Annotated in this window: 17 protein-coding genes; 3 read left to right on the top strand and 14 right to left on the bottom strand. The window is 60.8% G+C overall.

Going from position 1 to position 15,870, the window contains the following annotated elements; translation table 11 throughout:
• The first annotated feature begins 11 nt into the window (after nt 1-11).
• Nucleotides 12-1,244: a glycolate oxidase subunit GlcF gene (gene glcF / locus RMS95_RS13415; protein ID WP_310646705.1), complete on the top strand. Its 1,233-nt coding sequence runs from the start codon at nt 12-14 to the stop codon at nt 1,242-1,244.
• Between the two features lie 32 nt (nt 1,245-1,276).
• Here the strand turns inward: glcF and RMS95_RS13410 are convergent, their stop codons facing one another.
• The 3 genes from RMS95_RS13410 to lplT are packed head-to-tail and all read right to left on the bottom strand — an operon-like array spanning nt 1,277 to nt 4,025.
• Nucleotides 1,277-1,768 carry a glutathione peroxidase gene (locus tag RMS95_RS13410; protein WP_310646704.1) on the bottom strand — a complete coding sequence of 164 codons (492 nt, stop codon included), beginning with the start codon at nt 1,766-1,768 and terminating at the stop codon, nt 1,277-1,279.
• Nucleotides 1,769-1,825: 57 nt separating this feature from the next.
• Nucleotides 1,826-2,716, bottom strand: a complete 891-nt coding sequence (locus RMS95_RS13405) for a DMT family transporter (protein ID WP_310646703.1) — start codon at nt 2,714-2,716, stop codon at nt 1,826-1,828.
• 1 nt (nt 2,717) lies between these two features.
• On the bottom strand, nt 2,718-4,025 hold the full coding sequence (gene lplT, locus RMS95_RS13400) for a lysophospholipid transporter LplT (RefSeq protein ID WP_310646702.1): 1,308 nt from the start codon (nt 4,023-4,025) through the stop codon (nt 2,718-2,720).
• A gap of 109 nt (nt 4,026-4,134) precedes the next feature.
• Between lplT and alr the strand changes: the two genes are divergently transcribed.
• Together alr and RMS95_RS13390 are read left to right on the top strand one after the other, a co-directional pair.
• On the top strand, nt 4,135-5,244 hold the full coding sequence (gene alr, locus RMS95_RS13395; protein WP_310646701.1) for an alanine racemase: 1,110 nt from the start codon (nt 4,135-4,137) through the stop codon (nt 5,242-5,244).
• A gap of 16 nt (nt 5,245-5,260) precedes the next feature.
• The gene (locus RMS95_RS13390) at nt 5,261-6,139 is read left to right on the top strand and encodes an EamA family transporter (protein WP_310646718.1); all 879 of its coding nucleotides are present in this window, start codon (nt 5,261-5,263) and stop codon (nt 6,137-6,139) included.
• A 103-nt stretch (nt 6,140-6,242) separates the two neighbouring features.
• Here RMS95_RS13390 and RMS95_RS13385 read toward each other — a convergent pair whose 3' ends face one another.
• The 11 genes from RMS95_RS13385 to hpaR all read right to left on the bottom strand — a co-directional run bounded on the left by RMS95_RS13385 (nt 6,243) and on the right by hpaR (nt 15,709).
• Entirely contained in the window at nt 6,243-7,271 is a 1,029-nt protein-coding gene (locus RMS95_RS13385; protein ID WP_310646700.1) for a 2-dehydropantoate 2-reductase, read from the bottom strand.
• Nucleotides 7,268-8,029, bottom strand: coding sequence for a class II aldolase/adducin family protein (locus RMS95_RS13380; RefSeq protein ID WP_310646699.1), 762 nt, complete (start codon nt 8,027-8,029; stop codon nt 7,268-7,270). The genes RMS95_RS13385 and RMS95_RS13380 overlap by 4 nt, the downstream gene beginning before the upstream one ends.
• A 4-nt stretch (nt 8,030-8,033) precedes the next feature.
• Nucleotides 8,034-8,855 carry an aldolase/citrate lyase family protein gene (locus RMS95_RS13375; RefSeq protein ID WP_310646698.1) on the bottom strand — a complete coding sequence of 274 codons (822 nt, stop codon included), beginning with the start codon at nt 8,853-8,855 and terminating at the stop codon, nt 8,034-8,036.
• A gap of 70 nt (nt 8,856-8,925) precedes the next feature.
• Nucleotides 8,926-9,741, bottom strand: coding sequence for a 2-oxo-hept-4-ene-1,7-dioate hydratase (gene hpaH, locus RMS95_RS13370; protein ID WP_310646697.1), 816 nt, complete (start codon nt 9,739-9,741; stop codon nt 8,926-8,928).
• A gap of 28 nt (nt 9,742-9,769) precedes the next feature.
• Nucleotides 9,770-10,243 (bottom strand): 5-carboxymethyl-2-hydroxymuconate isomerase, encoded by a 474-nt coding sequence (locus RMS95_RS13365; protein ID WP_310646696.1) that lies wholly within the window; start codon nt 10,241-10,243, stop codon nt 9,770-9,772.
• A gap of 4 nt (nt 10,244-10,247) precedes the next feature.
• On the bottom strand, nt 10,248-11,171 hold the full coding sequence (gene hpaD / locus RMS95_RS13360; RefSeq protein WP_310646695.1) for a 3,4-dihydroxyphenylacetate 2,3-dioxygenase: 924 nt from the start codon (nt 11,169-11,171) through the stop codon (nt 10,248-10,250).
• A 3-nt stretch (nt 11,172-11,174) separates the two neighbouring features.
• On the bottom strand, nt 11,175-12,101 hold the full coding sequence (locus tag RMS95_RS13355) for a tripartite tricarboxylate transporter substrate binding protein (protein WP_310646694.1): 927 nt from the start codon (nt 12,099-12,101) through the stop codon (nt 11,175-11,177).
• A 98-nt stretch (nt 12,102-12,199) separates the two neighbouring features.
• Nucleotides 12,200-13,675 (bottom strand): 5-carboxymethyl-2-hydroxymuconate semialdehyde dehydrogenase, encoded by a 1,476-nt coding sequence (gene hpaE, locus RMS95_RS13350; RefSeq protein WP_310646693.1) that lies wholly within the window; start codon nt 13,673-13,675, stop codon nt 12,200-12,202.
• 25 nt (nt 13,676-13,700) lie between these two features.
• Complete coding sequence (locus tag RMS95_RS13345) at nt 13,701-14,507, bottom strand: fumarylacetoacetate hydrolase family protein (RefSeq protein ID WP_310646692.1); 807 nt, start codon at nt 14,505-14,507, stop codon at nt 13,701-13,703.
• On the bottom strand, nt 14,504-15,211 hold the full coding sequence (locus tag RMS95_RS13340; protein WP_310646691.1) for a fumarylacetoacetate hydrolase family protein: 708 nt from the start codon (nt 15,209-15,211) through the stop codon (nt 14,504-14,506). The genes RMS95_RS13345 and RMS95_RS13340 overlap by 4 nt, the downstream gene beginning before the upstream one ends.
• 15 nt (nt 15,212-15,226) lie before the next feature.
• Entirely contained in the window at nt 15,227-15,709 is a 483-nt protein-coding gene (gene hpaR, locus RMS95_RS13335) for a homoprotocatechuate degradation operon regulator HpaR (protein ID WP_310646690.1), read from the bottom strand.
• Nucleotides 15,710-15,870 lie beyond the last annotated feature (161 nt).

Genomic DNA, 15,870 nt, shown 5'->3' with positions numbered 1-15,870 from the left:
CAAAGTCCCACATGCAAACCAACCTGGCCCCCCAATATGTCGGCACGCCCGAGGGCGAAGCAGCCGAAGCCATCTTGCGCAAGTGCGTGCACTGCGGTTTTTGCACCGCCACATGCCCCACCTACCAACTCTTGGGCGATGAGTTAGATGGCCCACGCGGGCGCATCTATTTGATGAAGCAAGTGTTTGAAGGCGCCACGCCCACGCGCAAGACGCAGCAGCATTTAGACCGCTGCCTCACCTGTCGCAACTGCGAAAGCACATGCCCCAGCGGCGTGCAATACGGCCACTTGGTGGACGTGGGCCGCAAGGTGGTCGATGCCCAAGTGCCACGTCCGATGGGCGAGCGCCTGTTGCGCTGGGCCTTGAAAGAAGGCTTGCCCTCGCCGCTGTTTGCCCCTGCCATGAAGCTGGGCCAAGCGGTGCGCGGTGTTTTGCCTGCCAAACTCAAAGCCAAAGTGCCCGCGCCACAAGCGGCTGGCGCTTGGCCGACTCAAACGCACACCCGAAAAGTGCTGATGTTGGCCGGCTGCGTGCAGCCCGCCATGATGCCCAATGTCAACACCGCCACCGCACGTGTCTTGAATGCAGCGGGCATTCAAACCGTTGTGGCCCCTAAAGCGGGCTGCTGCGGCGCTGTGAAATTCCACTTGAACGACCAAGACGGCGGTATGGCGCACATGCGCGCCAACATCGACGCATGGTGGCCCTATGTGGAACAAGGTGTTGAGGCCATCGTGATGAACGCCTCAGGCTGTGGCGTGATGGTCAAAGACTACGGCCATGTATTGAAAGACGATGCCGTCTATGCCGCCAAAGCCAAGCGCATCAGCGAACTCACCCAAGACCTGAGCGAGTTGTTGCCATCGCTGGTGCCCGTGCTCAAACCCAAACTCAATGCCGCAGCCTTGGCCAACGCAGGCATGCAAGCCTTCCACCCACCCTGTACCTTGCAGCACGGCCAGCAGCTCAAAGGCGGCGTTGAAAAGCATTTGGCTGACTTGGGTTTTGCCATTCAAGTCGCCAACACCGAAGCGCACTTGTGTTGCGGTTCGGCGGGTACTTACAGTGTGCTCAACCCCGAAATCAGCACCACCTTGCGCGACCGCAAATTGGGCCACTTAGATGCGCTGCAACCCAAAGCGATTCTGAGTGCCAACGTGGGCTGCATCACCCATTTGCAAAGTGGCACCGATGTGCCGGTGAAGCATTGGGTGGAGGTGTTGGACGCCGCGTTGAACTGATGGCCTGTTGCGCGGGGCTTCGCGCCCCGCGTTTATAGGGCGGCTGCCAAAGCCGCCTCAATATCACCCGCCAGTTTGGCTGGTGCATCCATCGACGCGTAGCGTTTGATCACTTGCCCGTCTTTGCCCACCAAGAACTTGGTGAAGTTCCATTTGATGCCTTCGCTGCCCAGCAGGCCTGGCGCTTCTGACTTGAGCCACTTGAACAGTGGGTGTGCGCTGTCGCCATTCACATCCACTTTTTCCATCATCGTGAAGCTCACGCCGTAGTTCTTTTGGCAAAACGCGCCAATCTCGGCGTTGCTGCCTGGGTCTTGCGCGCCAAATTGGTTGCACGGAAAGCCCATCACCACCAAGCCTTGGGGGCCGTAGGTGGTGTGCAGCGCCTCTAGCCCTTCAAATTGCGGCGTGAAGCCGCAGGCACTGGCCGTGTTGACGATGAGCAAAACCTGGCCTTGCAGGTCGGCCAAGGCCAAAGGTGTGCCATCAATGCGGGTGGCGGTGAAGTCGGTCAAAGCGGTCATACGGCGATCCTTTTCAAAGCAAATTCAAAGCACGATGCGGCATCTGGCCGCGGCGCATCACTCGGTGGGTTGGGTGTGGGCTTGCGAGGCCAACAAAGCGGCCAGCACAATCATGCCGCCACCCAGCCCCAAGCGCCATGTCAGCACCGATGCCCCTGCTGCGACAGAGGACACGCTGGCAAACACCACCTCCGACATCATCAGCATGGCGGTGGTGTGTGCGCTCAAACGGGCGGCACCGTATTGCAAGGCGAAGTTGGACACCAAAAATGCCACGCTCAAGCCCAGTACCCACGGGGCCCATTGCAGCAGGTGGGTCACGGGCATGGCGATCGCAGGGATGATGCTTGTCACCGTGGCCAAGCTGGCGCAAGCCACAGCCATCAAGGCGCCACCGCCAAACATGGCGACCATGCGTGTCGCATCGGGGGTGTGTTGCAAGCGCAGCAACAAAATATTGGTCAGCGCGAAGCACATGCCCGCCAAAAGGGCCAGCACGTCAGGCAAGTCTTGTGGAATAGGCCAGGGGGTGTCGGGGGTTTTGAGCACCAGCACCACGCCCAGCAATGCCAAACCCATGCGAACTAAGGCGCCACGGGTGGGACGTTCTTTGAGCAGCCACCACGCCAGCAACAGCGCCCAAGTGGGCATCAAATAAAACAACAACACCACGCGCACCACGTCGCCGGTGGTCACGGCCCAGTTGAAGCCCACATTGGTCAGGCCCGAGGCTGCCATCAGCCACAGGAGTTCGGGGTTGGTTTTGAGGTGTCGCCAAGCGTGGGGATAGGCCACCATGAGGCCCAGCCAAGCCACGGCAAAAACGGCGGCTGTGGCCCACAACGGGTGCAACCCTTGCGCTTGCAGCTCTCGAAAAGGCCACCAAGACAGGCCCCACACCAAGGCGTTGAGCACCAAGCCCAGCGCAGGCAGCAAGGGCTTGTTCACCTTAGCCGTGCAGGTCGTCGTTGCGGGCGATGTGCATCAATCGCGCGAGTTCTTCACGATGGTGCACATGGTTGTGGGCATGCCAGAGTTTGATCAGCCACATCACATAGCCCACCAGCACCCCAAAGGCGGTGATGGCACCAAATGCGCTCAAGCCGATGCTGGTGGAGAACGTGTAAAGACCCCCTAAGCCCAAGATGCACAGCTGTTCGTTGAGGTTTTGCACGGCGATGGAGCGACCCGCACCCATCAGGTTGTGGCCACGGTGTTGCAACAACGCGTTCATCGGCACGACCAAGAAACCGCCCAATCCGCCTAAAACGATCAAGAAAGGCACGGCCAGCCAGAGGTTGTCGATGAAGTTCATGCCCACCACAAACACGCCCATCGCGATGCCCAAAGGCATCAAACGGGTGGCGTGGTCGAGCTTCATCTTCATGGAGGCGACCACCGCGCCGACGGCGGTGCCAATGGCCACGACACCCACCAAACTGGATGCTTGGGTGGTGCTGTAGCCCAAAGCCGCAGCGCTCCATGCGAGCACGATGTAGCGCAAGTTGCCGCTCACGCCCCAGAACAAAGTGGTCGTCGCCAGCGAAATTTGGCCCAGTTTGTCTTGCCACAGTCGCTTGTTGCAGTCCCAAAAATCGGGCACCAAGGCCAACAGGTTGTGCGCCATGCTTTTGTCGGGGTCGGCTTGCATGGGGGTCAACGTGGCGCCCGTGTTGGGAATGCGCGTGTTGAACCAAGCGGCCAAGGCATACAAGGGCACCAGCAAACAGATGGCGGCTTCGGCGGAAGAGTCAACGCCCGTTGTCACAAAAGGCAGGTCAAACGACAGCAACCATGTGGAGAGGTTGTGGCCCACCAGTTGGCCACCCAACAACACCCCCAAGATGATGGACGCGATGGTTAAGCCCTCAATCCAACCGTTGGCTTTGACCAACTGAGAGGAGGGGAGTAACTCGGTCAAGATCCCGTATTTGGCGGGTGAATATGCGGCGGCGCCCAAGCCCACCACGGCATACGCCGCCAAGGGGTGCACGCCCACCAACATCAACAAACACCCCACCACTTTGATGGAGTTGCTCATCAGCATCACTTGTCCTTTGGGCCGTGAGTCGGCAAAGGCGCCTACAAACGGGGCCAAGATCACATAGAACAAGGCAAACATAGGCACCAGCGCAGCGCGTTGCCACTCGGCCGCACCGTCTGACTTGAGTAATTCGACGGCTGTCACAAACAGTGCGTTGTCGGCCAACGAACTGAAAAACTGAGCCGACATGATGGTGTAAAAACCGCGCTTCATGGGGGGAGTGGAGCAAGACGCGCACGTTGATGTGCGGAGTAGCGTTGCCGTGACTTCTTTCTAGTGATAACGGTCAAGGTTATATCACGCGGGTGCCACAATATTGCCCATGCCCCGCCCGATTCAAGCCCATGTTCACACCGACGCATTGCGTCACAACCTGCAGCGCATGCATGCGGCAGCGCCCGATGCACGCCTGTGGGCCGTGGTCAAAGCCAATGCCTATGGCCACGGCATTGAGCGGGTGTTTGAGGGCTTGCGTGCGGCCGATGGCTTCGCCCTGCTCGACCTCGACGAAGCGCAACGCCTGCGGGCCTTGGGCTGGCGCGGTCCCATCCTTTTGTTAGAGGGGGTGTTTGACCCCCGTGACCTAGAGCTGTGCTCGCGTCTGGACCTGTGGCACACCGTGCATTGCGATGCGCAGATTGACATGCTGAGCCGTCACAAAACCCAAGTGCCGCACCGGGTATTTCTCAAAATGAACAGCGGTATGAACCGTTTGGGATTTACCCCTGTGCGTTTCCGGTCCGCATGGACGCGCTTGAACCTGTTGCCCCAAGTTGACGAAATCTCGCTCGTCACCCATTTCAGCGACGCCGATGGCCCCAAAGGCTTGGCCGAGCAAATGGCCGTGTTTGCACGTACCACCCAAGATTTGCCCGGCGAACGCAGCACATGCAACAGTGCCGCTCTGTTGCGCCACGCCAGCGATGCGGCAGTGGCGGCTGACTGGGTGCGCCCCGGTATTGCGCTGTATGGCAGTTCGCCCGACTTCCCCGAGCACGACATCGCCCATTGGGACTTGCAACCCACGCTCACCTTGAGCAGTCGCATCATCGCGGTGCAGCAGTTGCAAGCGGGCGACGCGGTGGGCTATGGCTCCACGTTCAAAGCAGACGCTGATTTGCGTTTGGGCGTGGTGGCGTGTGGCTACGCCGATGGTTACCCGCGCCACTGCCCAACTGGCACGCCCGTGTTGGTCAACGGTGTGCGCACCCGTACCTTGGGCCGCGTCAGCATGGACATGATTGCGGTGGATTTGACCCCGTGCCCTGACGCCGACTTTGGCAGCGAAGTCACCCTCTGGGGGCGCGCTGCCAACGGGACCGTGTTGCCGATTGATGAGGTGGCGCAAGCGGCGGGCACCGTTGGCTACGAACTGATGTGTGCTGTCTCTGCCCGCGTGGGCTTTGTTTCTGACATTGAGTCGAAAGCCTGAAACCATGAGCCAACATCTGCCCCTGCGTCATGGGTTGTTGGCGCTTGCTGTGGTGGCGGTGTGGGGCAGCAACTTTGTGGTCATCAAAAACGCCTTGGCCGATTTGCCGCCTTTGTTGTTTGCGGCGCTGCGGTTTTCTTTGGCCTTCGTGCCCGCCGCTTTCTTTTTACCCAAACCGAACGTGCCGTGGCGCAACTTGGCCGCCTATGGCTTGCTGATTGGCTTGGTGCAGTTTGGTTCGCTCTACATGGCCATCAACGGTCATATCGCGCCAGGCTTGGCGTCGCTGGTGGTGCAAACGCAGGTGTTCTTCACCATTGGCTTGGCCATGTATGTGGCCAAAGAGCGCTTGCGCCGTTTCCAGTGGGTGGCCTTGACGCTGGCCGTGTCAGGCATCACCGTCATTGGGGCCCACACCGACGCCAGCACCACCGTCCTCGGCTTGGGCCTCGTGCTGCTTGCCGCCTTAGGCTGGTCGGTCGGCAACATGGTGGGCAAACAAGCCGGCCAAGTGAACATGCTGGCTTATGTGGTGTGGTCCAGCGGCTTTGCCGTGCTGCCCTTGTTCGCCTTGTCGTGGTTAGTAGAAGGTGCCCCCGCCATGCAAGCCGGACTCGCCCGCGCCACGTGGGGCACATGGTTGGCCGTGGCTTGGCAGTCGTTTGGCAATACCCTGTTTGGCTATGCCGCCTGGGGTTGGTTGCTCGCCCGTCACCCCGCCTCCACCATCACCCCCATGGCCTTGCTCGTCCCCGTGTTCGGCATGGGTGCCTCAGCCCTGTTGCTAGCCGAACCCTTGCCCGCATGGAAACTCATGGCCGCAGGTTTGGTCATGACTGGGCTGGCGCTGAACGTGTTATGGCCGCATTGGCAGGCACGCCAACATCGCAGCTAAGGGGTGCAGTCGGCGCTCGATGCAGCGACGTGAAGAGCGAAGCGAAGGAGCTGCAGCGAGCGCCGGCTGCGCCCCTTTGCGGGGCTAAAGTCAGCGCAAACAATCAAGCAGCCGGATAAAGCCCCAGCTCCTGCGCCTGCAACCGCGCCAATCCCAGCAACGCATCGGTGAAAGGCGTCGCCACCCCCACGATTTGCCCCAACTCGCGCACCGCACCGACCAAGGCATCCAACTCCACCGCACGCTTGGCCTCCACGTCTTGCAGCATCGAGGTTTTGAACGCGCCCAGCTTGCGCGTGACCGCGTGGCGATCTTCGGGTTGTTGATCGATCGGAATGCCGATTGCTGCGCCAATCGCTTTGGCCTCCAGCATCACCTGTGAGATGAAGCCGCGCACCAGCGGGTCGTTCAAAATTTTGTCGGTGGTCGCGCCGGTGAGGGCGCTGACGGGGTTGACCGTCATGTTGCCCCACAGCTTGTACCAGGTGTCCTTTTGAATATGCGGCGACAGCGTGGCGTCAAAGCCTGCGTTTAGCAGCAAGGCATGCAGCGCTTGCACACGTTCTGTCACCACGCCCGAAGGCTCGCCCACGATCAGACCGTTGCCAAAGTGATGCTGCACTTCTGCAGGACCGCGCAGAGAGCAGCTCGCATGCACCACACAGCCGATGAGGTGCTGCGCGGGAATGGCTTGTGCGATGCGCCCTTGGGGGTCCACGCTGGCCAGTGGCGTGTTGGCGTGCGCGCCCCCAAAGCCTTGCAAGAACCACCACGGCACGCCGTTCATGGCGGTCAGCACCACGGTGTGCGGACCGATCAGCGGGGCAATGTGTTGCGTGATCTCGGCCAATGCGGGGGCTTTGACGGCAATCACCACGAGGTCTTGCACGCCCAAATCGGCAGGCTGTGCGCTGGTTTTTACAGACGCGCAGAGGGGTGTTGCTGGCGCTGCCGCAGCGCTGACGCCCGCGCCAGAAGCCATGTGCAAGCGCAGCCCGTGCTGCTGCAACGCTTCTAGCGTTGCACCACGCGCCACCACCGAGAGTTCCACGCCAGGCTGTTGCGCCAGTCGCGCGCCGATCCAGCCGCCAATCGCGCCTGCGCCGTAAATACAAACTTTGGAAAACGTCATTGTTGGTAGCTCGTATCGATGCGGTTGACTTGGCGCACGAGGGCGTCAAACACATCCACGCCCGCACCACCGTGTTGGTTGTCGAACTGCAGGGAGTCGCGGGTGCATTTGGCTGCCACGGGTTCGGGCACCGCGATGGGTGCGCCCATGCTCAAGGTCGCCAGTTGAATCTCGCAGGCGCGTTGCAGGGTCCACAAAATGGCGAAGGTCTCGGGCACGGTGCTGCCCCATGCCAACAGGCCGTGGTTGCGCAAGATCACCGCTTGTTTGCGGCCAATGCTTTGCAGCACGCGTGGCCCTTCGTCGGCGTGGATGGTGATGCCCTCGAAGTCGTGGTACGCCACCATGTCGTGCAGCTGCGCCGAGTAAAAGTTGCTTTGCGACAAACCGCCTTGCAAACACGCCACCGCCACACCTGCGGTGGTGTGGGTGTGCATCACGCAGTGCGCGCCTTCCAGCCCCGCGTGCAAGGTGGCGTGCACCACAAAGCCCGCTGGGTTGATGCGGTGGGTGGAGCCGTCGAGCACCTCGCCTTTGAGGTTGATCTTCACCAAGTTGCTGGCGGTCACCTCGCTGTAGTGCAAGCCAAAGGGGTTGATCAAAAACTGTTTCTCATCGCCGCTCACGCTGTGCGGCACGCGCACCGTGATGTGGTTGTAGATCATCTCGGTCCAGCCCTGCATGGCGAAGATGCGGTAGCAGGCCGCGAGCTGCACGCGGGCAGCCCACTCGTCAGGGTGAAAGCGTTGTTGTGACATGGCTTTAGTAAACCCGGCCTTTGTCGTTGGCAGGGTTGGCGGTGGGCAAGCTGTCCTTGAATTTGGCGGCGAGTGCCGAGGTTTGACGCGCCAAGATCACCGCGTCCACACCCACGGCGACAAACAAAGCGCCGAGTGACAGGTAGTGACGGGCCAAGGTCTCGTCGCCCATCAAGATGCCGGGGGCTTTGCCCGCTTTGCGGATGCGTGCAATCGCGTCTTCAATGGCAGCCTGCACTTCGGGGTGCATGGGGTTGCCGATGTGGCCCATGGAGGCTGACAAATCGGCGGGGCCGATGAACACGCCGTCCACACCTTCGGTGGCAGCGATGGCGTCGAGGTTGTTCAGCGCTTCACGCGTTTCGGCTTGCACCAGCACGCACACCTGCGCATTGGCTTCTTTGCCGTAGTTGGGGTAGCGACCCCAGCGTGCAGCGCGTGTGCCCGCCATGCCGCGGATGCCGCCGTTGCCGTCGTCTTGGGGGTAGCGACAGGCTTTGACGATGGCGGCGGCTTGCTCAGCCGTGTCCACCATGGGCACCAACACGGTGGGCGCGCCAATGTCCAAGATTTGTTTCAGCAAGGCGGGGTGGTCGTGGGGCACGCGCACCACGGGGTTGGCGCCGGGGTAGGCGGCCACGGTTTGCAATTGCGCGAGTAAGGTGGTCAGGTCGTTGGGGCCGTGCTCGCCGTCGAGCACCAGCCAATCAAAGCCAGCGCCCGCGCAAATCTCGGCGGCGACCGCGTTGCCTAAGCCCATCCATAAACCGATTTGGGCTTGCTTGTTGTGAAGGGCTTGTTTGAAGGCGTTGACAGGTGTTTGCATGGTGTGGCCGTGTGAATGAAAGTGGGGTTGAAGAGGGTGTGAATGGGCGAGAAAGGTGTGAACGTTGGCTTCATACAAAGCGAAATTGCAAGCAGCCCAAGGGACCGTAGTCTGCCTCAAAGAGGTCGCCGACTTTGGCACCCACGGGACGCGTGAACGAGCCTGCCAACACCACTTCACCCGCTTGCAGGTGTTCGCCCCAAGGCGCGAGTTTGTTGGCCAGCCATGCCACGCCAATGGCGGGGTCGCCTTGCACGCCTGCGGCCAGGCCGGTTTCTTCCACCACGCCGTTTTGGCGCAGCACCGCGCCGCACCATGGCAGGTTGGTGGTGTTGGGATCCACATGGGCACCGCCCAGCACGATGCCTGCGTTGGCAGCGTTGTCGCTGATGGTGTCGAACACTTTGCGCATCACCTTGGTGTGGCGGTCGAACTGCTCAATGCGTGAGTCGATGATTTCGATCGCGGGCGTCACGTAGTCGGTGGCGGCGAGCACTTGCGCCACGGTGACGTTCGGGCCGCGCAGTTCGTGTTTGAGCACAAACGCCAGCTCTACCTCAACGCGGGGGGCGATGAAATTCTTCACCGGAATGTCCAGCATTTGGCCCGGCGTGCAGGTGAAGCGCATGTGCTCCAGCAAGGTGCCGTAGTCGGGCTCGTCGATCTGGCTGGCCTGCTGCATGGCCCGGCTGGTCAGGCCAATTTTGTGGCCCATCACGGTGTGGCCTTCCGCCAGTTTGAGCGCCATCCAAGCGCGGTTGATGCGGTAGCCGTCTTCGATGGTCATGCCAGGAAAACGCTTGGAAAAGTGCTCAATCTGCACGCCCGACTTTTCGGACTGGTTCAACTCTGCCGCGAGTTGTTGGATCAAGGAGTCATCAAACATGGGGGGGGGAGCCTTTGCAAAGGAGGAATCAGGACTTGTTGAACAGGGGGTGCAGGTTGCTGTGTTTGCTGTCGAACACCTCGGTGCCCACGTCCACTTGGAAGGTGATGCCGATGTGGCGTTTGCCAAACACCTCGGCCAAGTGCGCATGGGCGACCTCGGTCAGCGTTTGGCCCGCGCGTTGCAGCGTGGCCTCGGTGCGCCCTCGGCCCACGCGCAGGTTGAGGTACACAAACGCGTAGTCGCTGGAGTCGCCCGAGCCGTTGGGGCCGCTGTGTGGGTTGTCGTTGAACTGCGCGGCTTTGCGCCCTGCTGCACCGCCATCGGCCACGGCGTAGTGTGCGGCGGGGTAGGCCAGCACGCGTGTGCCACCCGTGGGAAACACGGGTTTGTTGGCTTCGTCTTTGACGGTGAGCATGGCGTCGGCCAAGCGACGACACAGCAGGCCCATGTCGGTTTCGCGGTCGAGTTGACCGGTGTAGAGGATGACCAAGTGAGGCATGAATTTAAAGGCGGTTGACCGCTTGAAAACCTTGGGCCGCGCTGGCTTGCGCCGCCGGAATGTGTTCACCGTTTTGTGGCGTGATCGGAAACACGGCATTGAGTTGGCCTGTGCCTGATGCGCCAAAGTACGGGGTGATGATTTCGGCCGGTGCGTCGTAGCCCTTCCAACCCAAAGCACCCAACAGCATGGCCGTGTCATGCATGAAGCCTTCGCCGTGGCCTTTGCTGGCGTACTCGGGCAGCATGTCGCAAAAGGTGGCCCAGTCGCCGCGCTCCCAAATTTCTAAAACGCGACGGTCGAGCTGCTCTAAAAACGGGCTCCATACTTTGAAGGCAAATTCAGGCGCCAAGCCGTTTTGCGCAAAGCGGTGGCTCAAGGAGCCGCTGGCCAAGAACGCTACCGTGCCGTCGTAATGCTGCTCCACGGCTTGACGCATGGCCCAGCCCAAGCGGGCGCTGTCGTTCAAGTAATGCGCTTGGCACAAGGCCGACACCGACACCACTTTGAAGTGCTGGTCGGCGTTCATGTAGCGCAGCGGCACCAGCGTGCCGTATTCGGGGGCGAGCGTGGTGGCGTCGTGCGCCAAGGTGTCCACGCCAAAGTCGTTGCAGGTTTTCGCCAGCAATTTGCCCAACTCAGGGTTGCCCGGCGATTCGTAGCCAAGGTTGCTGATGAAGTGCGGCAGCTCGTTGCTGGTGTACGTGCCTTTGAAGTGGGGCGCGCAGTTGATGTGGTAACTCGCGTTCACCAGCCAATGCGTGTCAAACACCACCAGCGTGTCCACGCCGAGTTCGCGGCAGCGGCGGCTGATTTCGTGGTGGCCGTCAATCGCGTCTTGGCGTGACTCAAAGCGCGGCCCCGGCAATTCGCTGAGGTACATCGACGGAACGTGTGTGATTTTGGCGGCGAGTGCAACGTGGCCCATGGCTTAGCCCTCTGAGGTGATGTTGGCCTGTCGGATGACTTGCGCGTATTTGTCGATCTCGCTGCGAATGAACGCCGCGAAGCGCTCGGGCGTGTTGGCCAGCGAGGTCATGCCGCCGTCTTGAATGGCTTGCACCAAGGCGGGTGATTGCAAAGCTTTGTTGATGGTTTGGTTGAGCCGTGTCACCACGTCTTCAGGCAAGCCGCTGCGTGTCATCAGGCCAAACCACGAGTTCGATTCGCAGGCCGCGCCTTGCTCGGTCAAGGTGGGCAGATCGGGCGCCAGCGGTGAACGCTTGGCGGTGGCCATGCCGACGCCGACCAACTTACCGGCTTGAATTTGGTGGCGAAACTCGGGCCAGTTGCCAAACATCAGCGTGACTTGGCCGCCCATCAAATCGTTCATCGCGGGCGCTTGGCCTTTGTAGGGCACATGGATCAAATCGAGACCGGTTTTGCTGGCCAGCATGGCGCCCGCCAAGTGCGCAGAGGTGCCGTTGCCAAACGAGGCATAGCTCAGCTTGCCCGGGTTCTTTTTGGCCAACGCGATCACGTCGTTCAAGTTTTTGATGCCGCTGTTGGGGTGCGTGGCCAACACATGGTCGGCCACAGCCAGCAAGCCCACGGGACGCAAATCGCGCAAGCCGTCGTAGGGCAAGTTTTTGGCCAAGGTTTGGTTGACGCAAAAGCTATTGGCAATGCACACCAGCGTGTGACCATCGGCGCTGGCTTTGGCGGCGGCGTCCACACCAATGACGGTGCCTGCGCCGGGTTTGTTCTCGACCACCACGGGCTGGCCGAGCAGCTTGGTCATCTCGGTGGCCATGAGTCGGCTCAGCACGTCGGTGGTGCCGCCCGCAGGAAAGGGCACGATCAGGCGCAAGGGCTTGCTGGGCCATGCTGTGGTTTGGGCGGCAGAGGGCAAGGCCACGGCGCTCGCTGCGAGCAGGAGTTGCCTTCTTGAAAAGCCCTCCCCGCATGCAGAGGCTTGGAGGCGCGGCATTTCGTGACCTTCACATGTGTTTGGTTTCATGCCGTTCCCCAGTGCGGAATGTGGTGGTCGCCCAAGCTGACGGCCACGTTCTTGGGTTCACAAAACACCTCGTAGCTCCATGTGCCGCCTTCGCGGCCCGTGCCGCTGGCCTTGGTGCCGCCGAAAGGTTGGCGCAGGTCGCGCACGTTTTGGCTGTTCACAAAGCACATGCCCGCCTCGACAGCGGCGGCCACGCGGTGGGCTTTGCCGATGTTTTCGGTCCACACATAGCTGCTCAAGCCGTAGGCGATGTCGTTGGCCAATTCAATCGCGTGGGCTTCGTCTTTGAACGGAATCAAGCAGGCGACGGGGCCGAAGATTTCGTCTTGTGCGATCTTCATGCGGTTGTCCACATCGGCAAACACGGTGGGCCACACGAAGTTGCCGTTTTTCACGCGGGCGGACAACTCGGGCGCGTAGCTCGGGCGGTCCAAGCCGCCGCACAGCAAGGTGGCGCCTTCTTTGGGGCCGAGTTCGATGTAGCTTTTTACCTTGGCCAAATGCGCTTTAGAGATCATGGGGCCGACGATGGTTTTTTCGTCCAACGGATCGCCCACGGTGATGCGTTTGGCGCGTTCGGTGAACTTGGCCACGAAGTCGGCGTAGATGCTTTGTTGCACCAAGATGCGGCTGCCCGCGGTGCAGCGTTCGCCGTTGTTGCTGAAGATCATGAAGATGGCGGCGTCTAAGGCGCGGTCCAAGTCTGCGTCTTCAAAAATCACGAAGGGCGATTTGCCGCCCAGCTCCATGCTGAATTTTTTCAGGCCTGCGGTTTTGACAATGCGGTTGCCCGTGGCCGTGGAGCCGGTGAACGAAATGGCGCGCACATCGGGGTGTGCCACCAGCGGCTCGCCCGTGTCTTGCCCGTAGCCGTGCACGAGGTTGAGCACGCCCGCGGGAATGCCCGCTTCCAGCGCCAAGTCGCCTAAGCGGGCGGCGCTGAGGGGCGACAGCTCGCTCATCTTGAGCACGGCGGTGTTGCCAAAGGCCAAGCAGGGAGCGACTTTCCATGTGGCGGTCATGAACGGCACGTTCCATGGGCTGATCAGCGCACACACGCCCACGGGGTGGAACAGGGTGTAGTTCAGGTGCGTGGGGGTGGGGTAGGTGTGGCCGTCCACGCGGGTGCACATCTCGGCGAAGTACTGAAAGTTATCGCCGGCACGGGGAATGAGTTGCTTGCCTGTTTGCGAGATGGTTTGGCCGCAGTCGTTGGTCTCGGTTTGGGCGATGTCGGGCACATGCTTGGCAATCAAGTCGCCGAGTTTGCGCATCAGCTTGGCACGTTCGGGTGCGGGGGTGTTGGCCCATTTCGGGAACGCCGCTTTGGCCGCGGCCACCGCTGCGTTGACTTCATCCGTGCCGCCCGCGGCCACATTGGCCAGCACCTCTTGGGTGGCGGGGTTGATGGTCTCAAACGTTTTGCCGCGGCTGACGTGTTGGCCGTTGATGAGGTGTTGGATGTGTGACATGGCGGTGTGTCCGTGTTGGTGTGTTTCAGGGGCGTAGGGTCGCGAGCGTGATGGTGTTCGTCAACGCGCCAATGCCTTCAATCTCGGTGACGATCACGTCACCGGGTTGGCAGTCCACGATGCCGTCGGGGGTGCCAGTCAAGATGACGTCGCCGGGGTTCAGCGTCATGAAGCGGCTGAAGTAAGCGATCAAGGTGGGCACGTCAAAGATCATGTCGCGGGTGTTGCCGCTTTGTGTCACTTTGCCGTTGACGGTGGTTTGCAGGGCCAAGTTCATGGGGTCGCCGTATTGGGCATGCACGTAGGCGGCGTCGACCAACCAAGGGCCGATGGGGGTGCAGGTGTCGCGGTTTTTCACGCGCAGGTTGGGGCGGTACCAGTTTTCTAAATAGTCGCGGATGGCGTAGTCATTGGCCACGGTGTAGCCGCGCACGTAGTCGTAGGCGTCTTCTTTTTTCACGTGGCGTGCGGTGCGCCCGATGACCACTGCCAACTCGCATTCGTAGTGCATGTAGGCCACGTCAGCGGGGCGCACAGTGAGTTGTTGATGACCGATGAACGACGCTTCGCCTTTGACAAACGCCAAGGGCTCTTTGGGAGGCTCTTTGAAAGCCAGTTCTTTGGCGTGGTCGGCGTAGTTCAGCCCCAAGGCAATGACGGTGCGAGGGCGTGCAAGGGGCGCCAAAGGCGGCAGCCATTGCACTTGGTCATAGGTGACCAAGCGGCCATCGGCCAGCAGCAGTTGGCCGTCTTGTTCGGTGGCGTCGAAGGTGTGGCCTTCAAAGCGCACACGGGCAAAGCGGGTGGTGAGGTGTGGGGTGGGGTGTGTCATACCGGCATCTCCAAAGCGGGGGCTGCCACCAAGGTGTGGCGCAAAACGCCCAAGCTGGGTAGGTTGAGCGCCTGAATGTCGATCACGTCGCCCACGCGGGCTTGAGGGCGGTGGCCTGCTTCGGGGCCATCGTGACAAATATCGAGGCCGAGCATCAGCACGTCACCGGCTTGCAGGGTCATGAAGTTGTTCACGTCAGCCAGCAAGTCGGGCAGCAGACGACGCATGTCGGCGAGGTGCACGGTTTGTCGCACCACGCCATTGATGCGGACTTCGAGTTGCAAGGCATTGGGGGGCGCCACATCGCTGGCGGGCACCAACGTGGGGCCGACGCCCAAAAAGCCGTCCAAGCATTTGTATTTGACGGGCGGGCGGTAAAAGCCTTGGGCGTCGACGCTGTGCGGGATGGACACATCGTTGAGCAACACAAAGCCGCGTAGATGTGGGGTGCCTTCTGTGTTGGGCAACCCCATCACCACGCCCACTGTGGCGCCCACTTCGACGTTGGGCACGTCAGCGGGCACGGGGATGTTGCTGTCGTTGATGGACCACGTGTTGGCGGTTTTGATATACAGCACGGGCGCGACGGGCGGGGCTTTGTATGGGGCTTCGTTCATGTGCGCGCTGGCGCTTTGCCATTCGGCGTTGGCGTTCAGCAGCACACCGTAGACGGTGCCGTGAATGGGGAGTTCGTGAGTGGTCATAGGCTTGACAAGGGGTTATTCGGTGGTTGAGGCAATGGCGGCGCTACTGGTGGCTTCGAGCGCGATGACGCCGTCGAGCAGTTCATACAGGGCTTGCAGCCTGGCTTTGCCCAAGTGCTGCTCCATCCATTGGTAGTGCGCCTCAATGGTGGTGGAAAGGGTGGCAACACGCGCCAGCCCGAGTTGGGTGGCTTGCACCACGGTGCGACGCTGGTCGTGGGTGGCGCGTGCGCGTTGAATCAGTCCGTCGCGCTCCATGCGGGTCAGCACCCCGCTCAGGCTGGGGCCGATGATGAACGCTTCGCGGGCAATACAGCCCGTCTCGACCCCCGTGCCGCCATTGCCATGGTCTTCGCCCAGCACCCGCAACACGCGCCACTGCTGGTCGCTCAAACCTTGATCGCGCAGGCTGGGGCGGGTGTGCGTCATCACCGCCTCTCGGGCTTGAAGCAAGAGGCGAGGCAAATTACGGTGAACAAAAGGGGTCTTGGCGCTCATTTATTTAACATGTTAAATGGTTAAGCCGTCACAGTTTTTGGGGTTTACCCTTTTAAGTGGCACGTCGTCGGTGTGTAACTATTAGGTTAAATGAATATTTAAGTATTCATATATTTAATAAAAAGGTTTACAATATCGCTCTTTTTGACGTTTTGGATACG

Origin of the sequence: Limnohabitans sp. (assembly GCF_031539175.1) — a bacterium.
GTDB lineage: Bacteria > Pseudomonadota > Gammaproteobacteria > Burkholderiales > Burkholderiaceae_C > Limnohabitans.
Note: the sequence above shows the minus strand (reverse complement) of the source record. Positions and strands in the feature narration are given on the sequence as shown.

Coding starts and splice junctions, on each gene's coding strand:
- RMS95_RS13345 (WP_310646692.1), bottom strand. CDS start 14,507: ATGACACACCCCACCCCACACCTCACCACCCGCTTTGCCCGTGTGCGC.
- hpaH (WP_310646697.1), bottom strand. CDS start 9,741: ATGTTTGATGACTCCTTGATCCAACAACTCGCGGCAGAGTTGAACCAG.
- RMS95_RS13380 (WP_310646699.1), bottom strand. CDS start 8,029: ATGTCACAACAACGCTTTCACCCTGACGAGTGGGCTGCCCGCGTGCAG.
- alr (WP_310646701.1), top strand. CDS start 4,135: ATGCCCCGCCCGATTCAAGCCCATGTTCACACCGACGCATTGCGTCAC.
- hpaD (WP_310646695.1), bottom strand. CDS start 11,171: ATGGGCCACGTTGCACTCGCCGCCAAAATCACACACGTTCCGTCGATG.
- RMS95_RS13410 (WP_310646704.1), bottom strand. CDS start 1,768: ATGACCGCTTTGACCGACTTCACCGCCACCCGCATTGATGGCACACCT.
- RMS95_RS13340 (WP_310646691.1), bottom strand. CDS start 15,211: ATGACCACTCACGAACTCCCCATTCACGGCACCGTCTACGGTGTGCTG.
- RMS95_RS13365 (WP_310646696.1), bottom strand. CDS start 10,243: ATGCCTCACTTGGTCATCCTCTACACCGGTCAACTCGACCGCGAAACC.
- RMS95_RS13385 (WP_310646700.1), bottom strand. CDS start 7,271: ATGACGTTTTCCAAAGTTTGTATTTACGGCGCAGGCGCGATTGGCGGC.
- RMS95_RS13375 (WP_310646698.1), bottom strand. CDS start 8,855: ATGCAAACACCTGTCAACGCCTTCAAACAAGCCCTTCACAACAAGCAA.
- hpaR (WP_310646690.1), bottom strand. CDS start 15,709: ATGAGCGCCAAGACCCCTTTTGTTCACCGTAATTTGCCTCGCCTCTTG.
- glcF (WP_310646705.1), top strand. CDS start 12: ATGCAAACCAACCTGGCCCCCCAATATGTCGGCACGCCCGAGGGCGAA.
- lplT (WP_310646702.1), bottom strand. CDS start 4,025: ATGAAGCGCGGTTTTTACACCATCATGTCGGCTCAGTTTTTCAGTTCG.
- hpaE (WP_310646693.1), bottom strand. CDS start 13,675: ATGTCACACATCCAACACCTCATCAACGGCCAACACGTCAGCCGCGGC.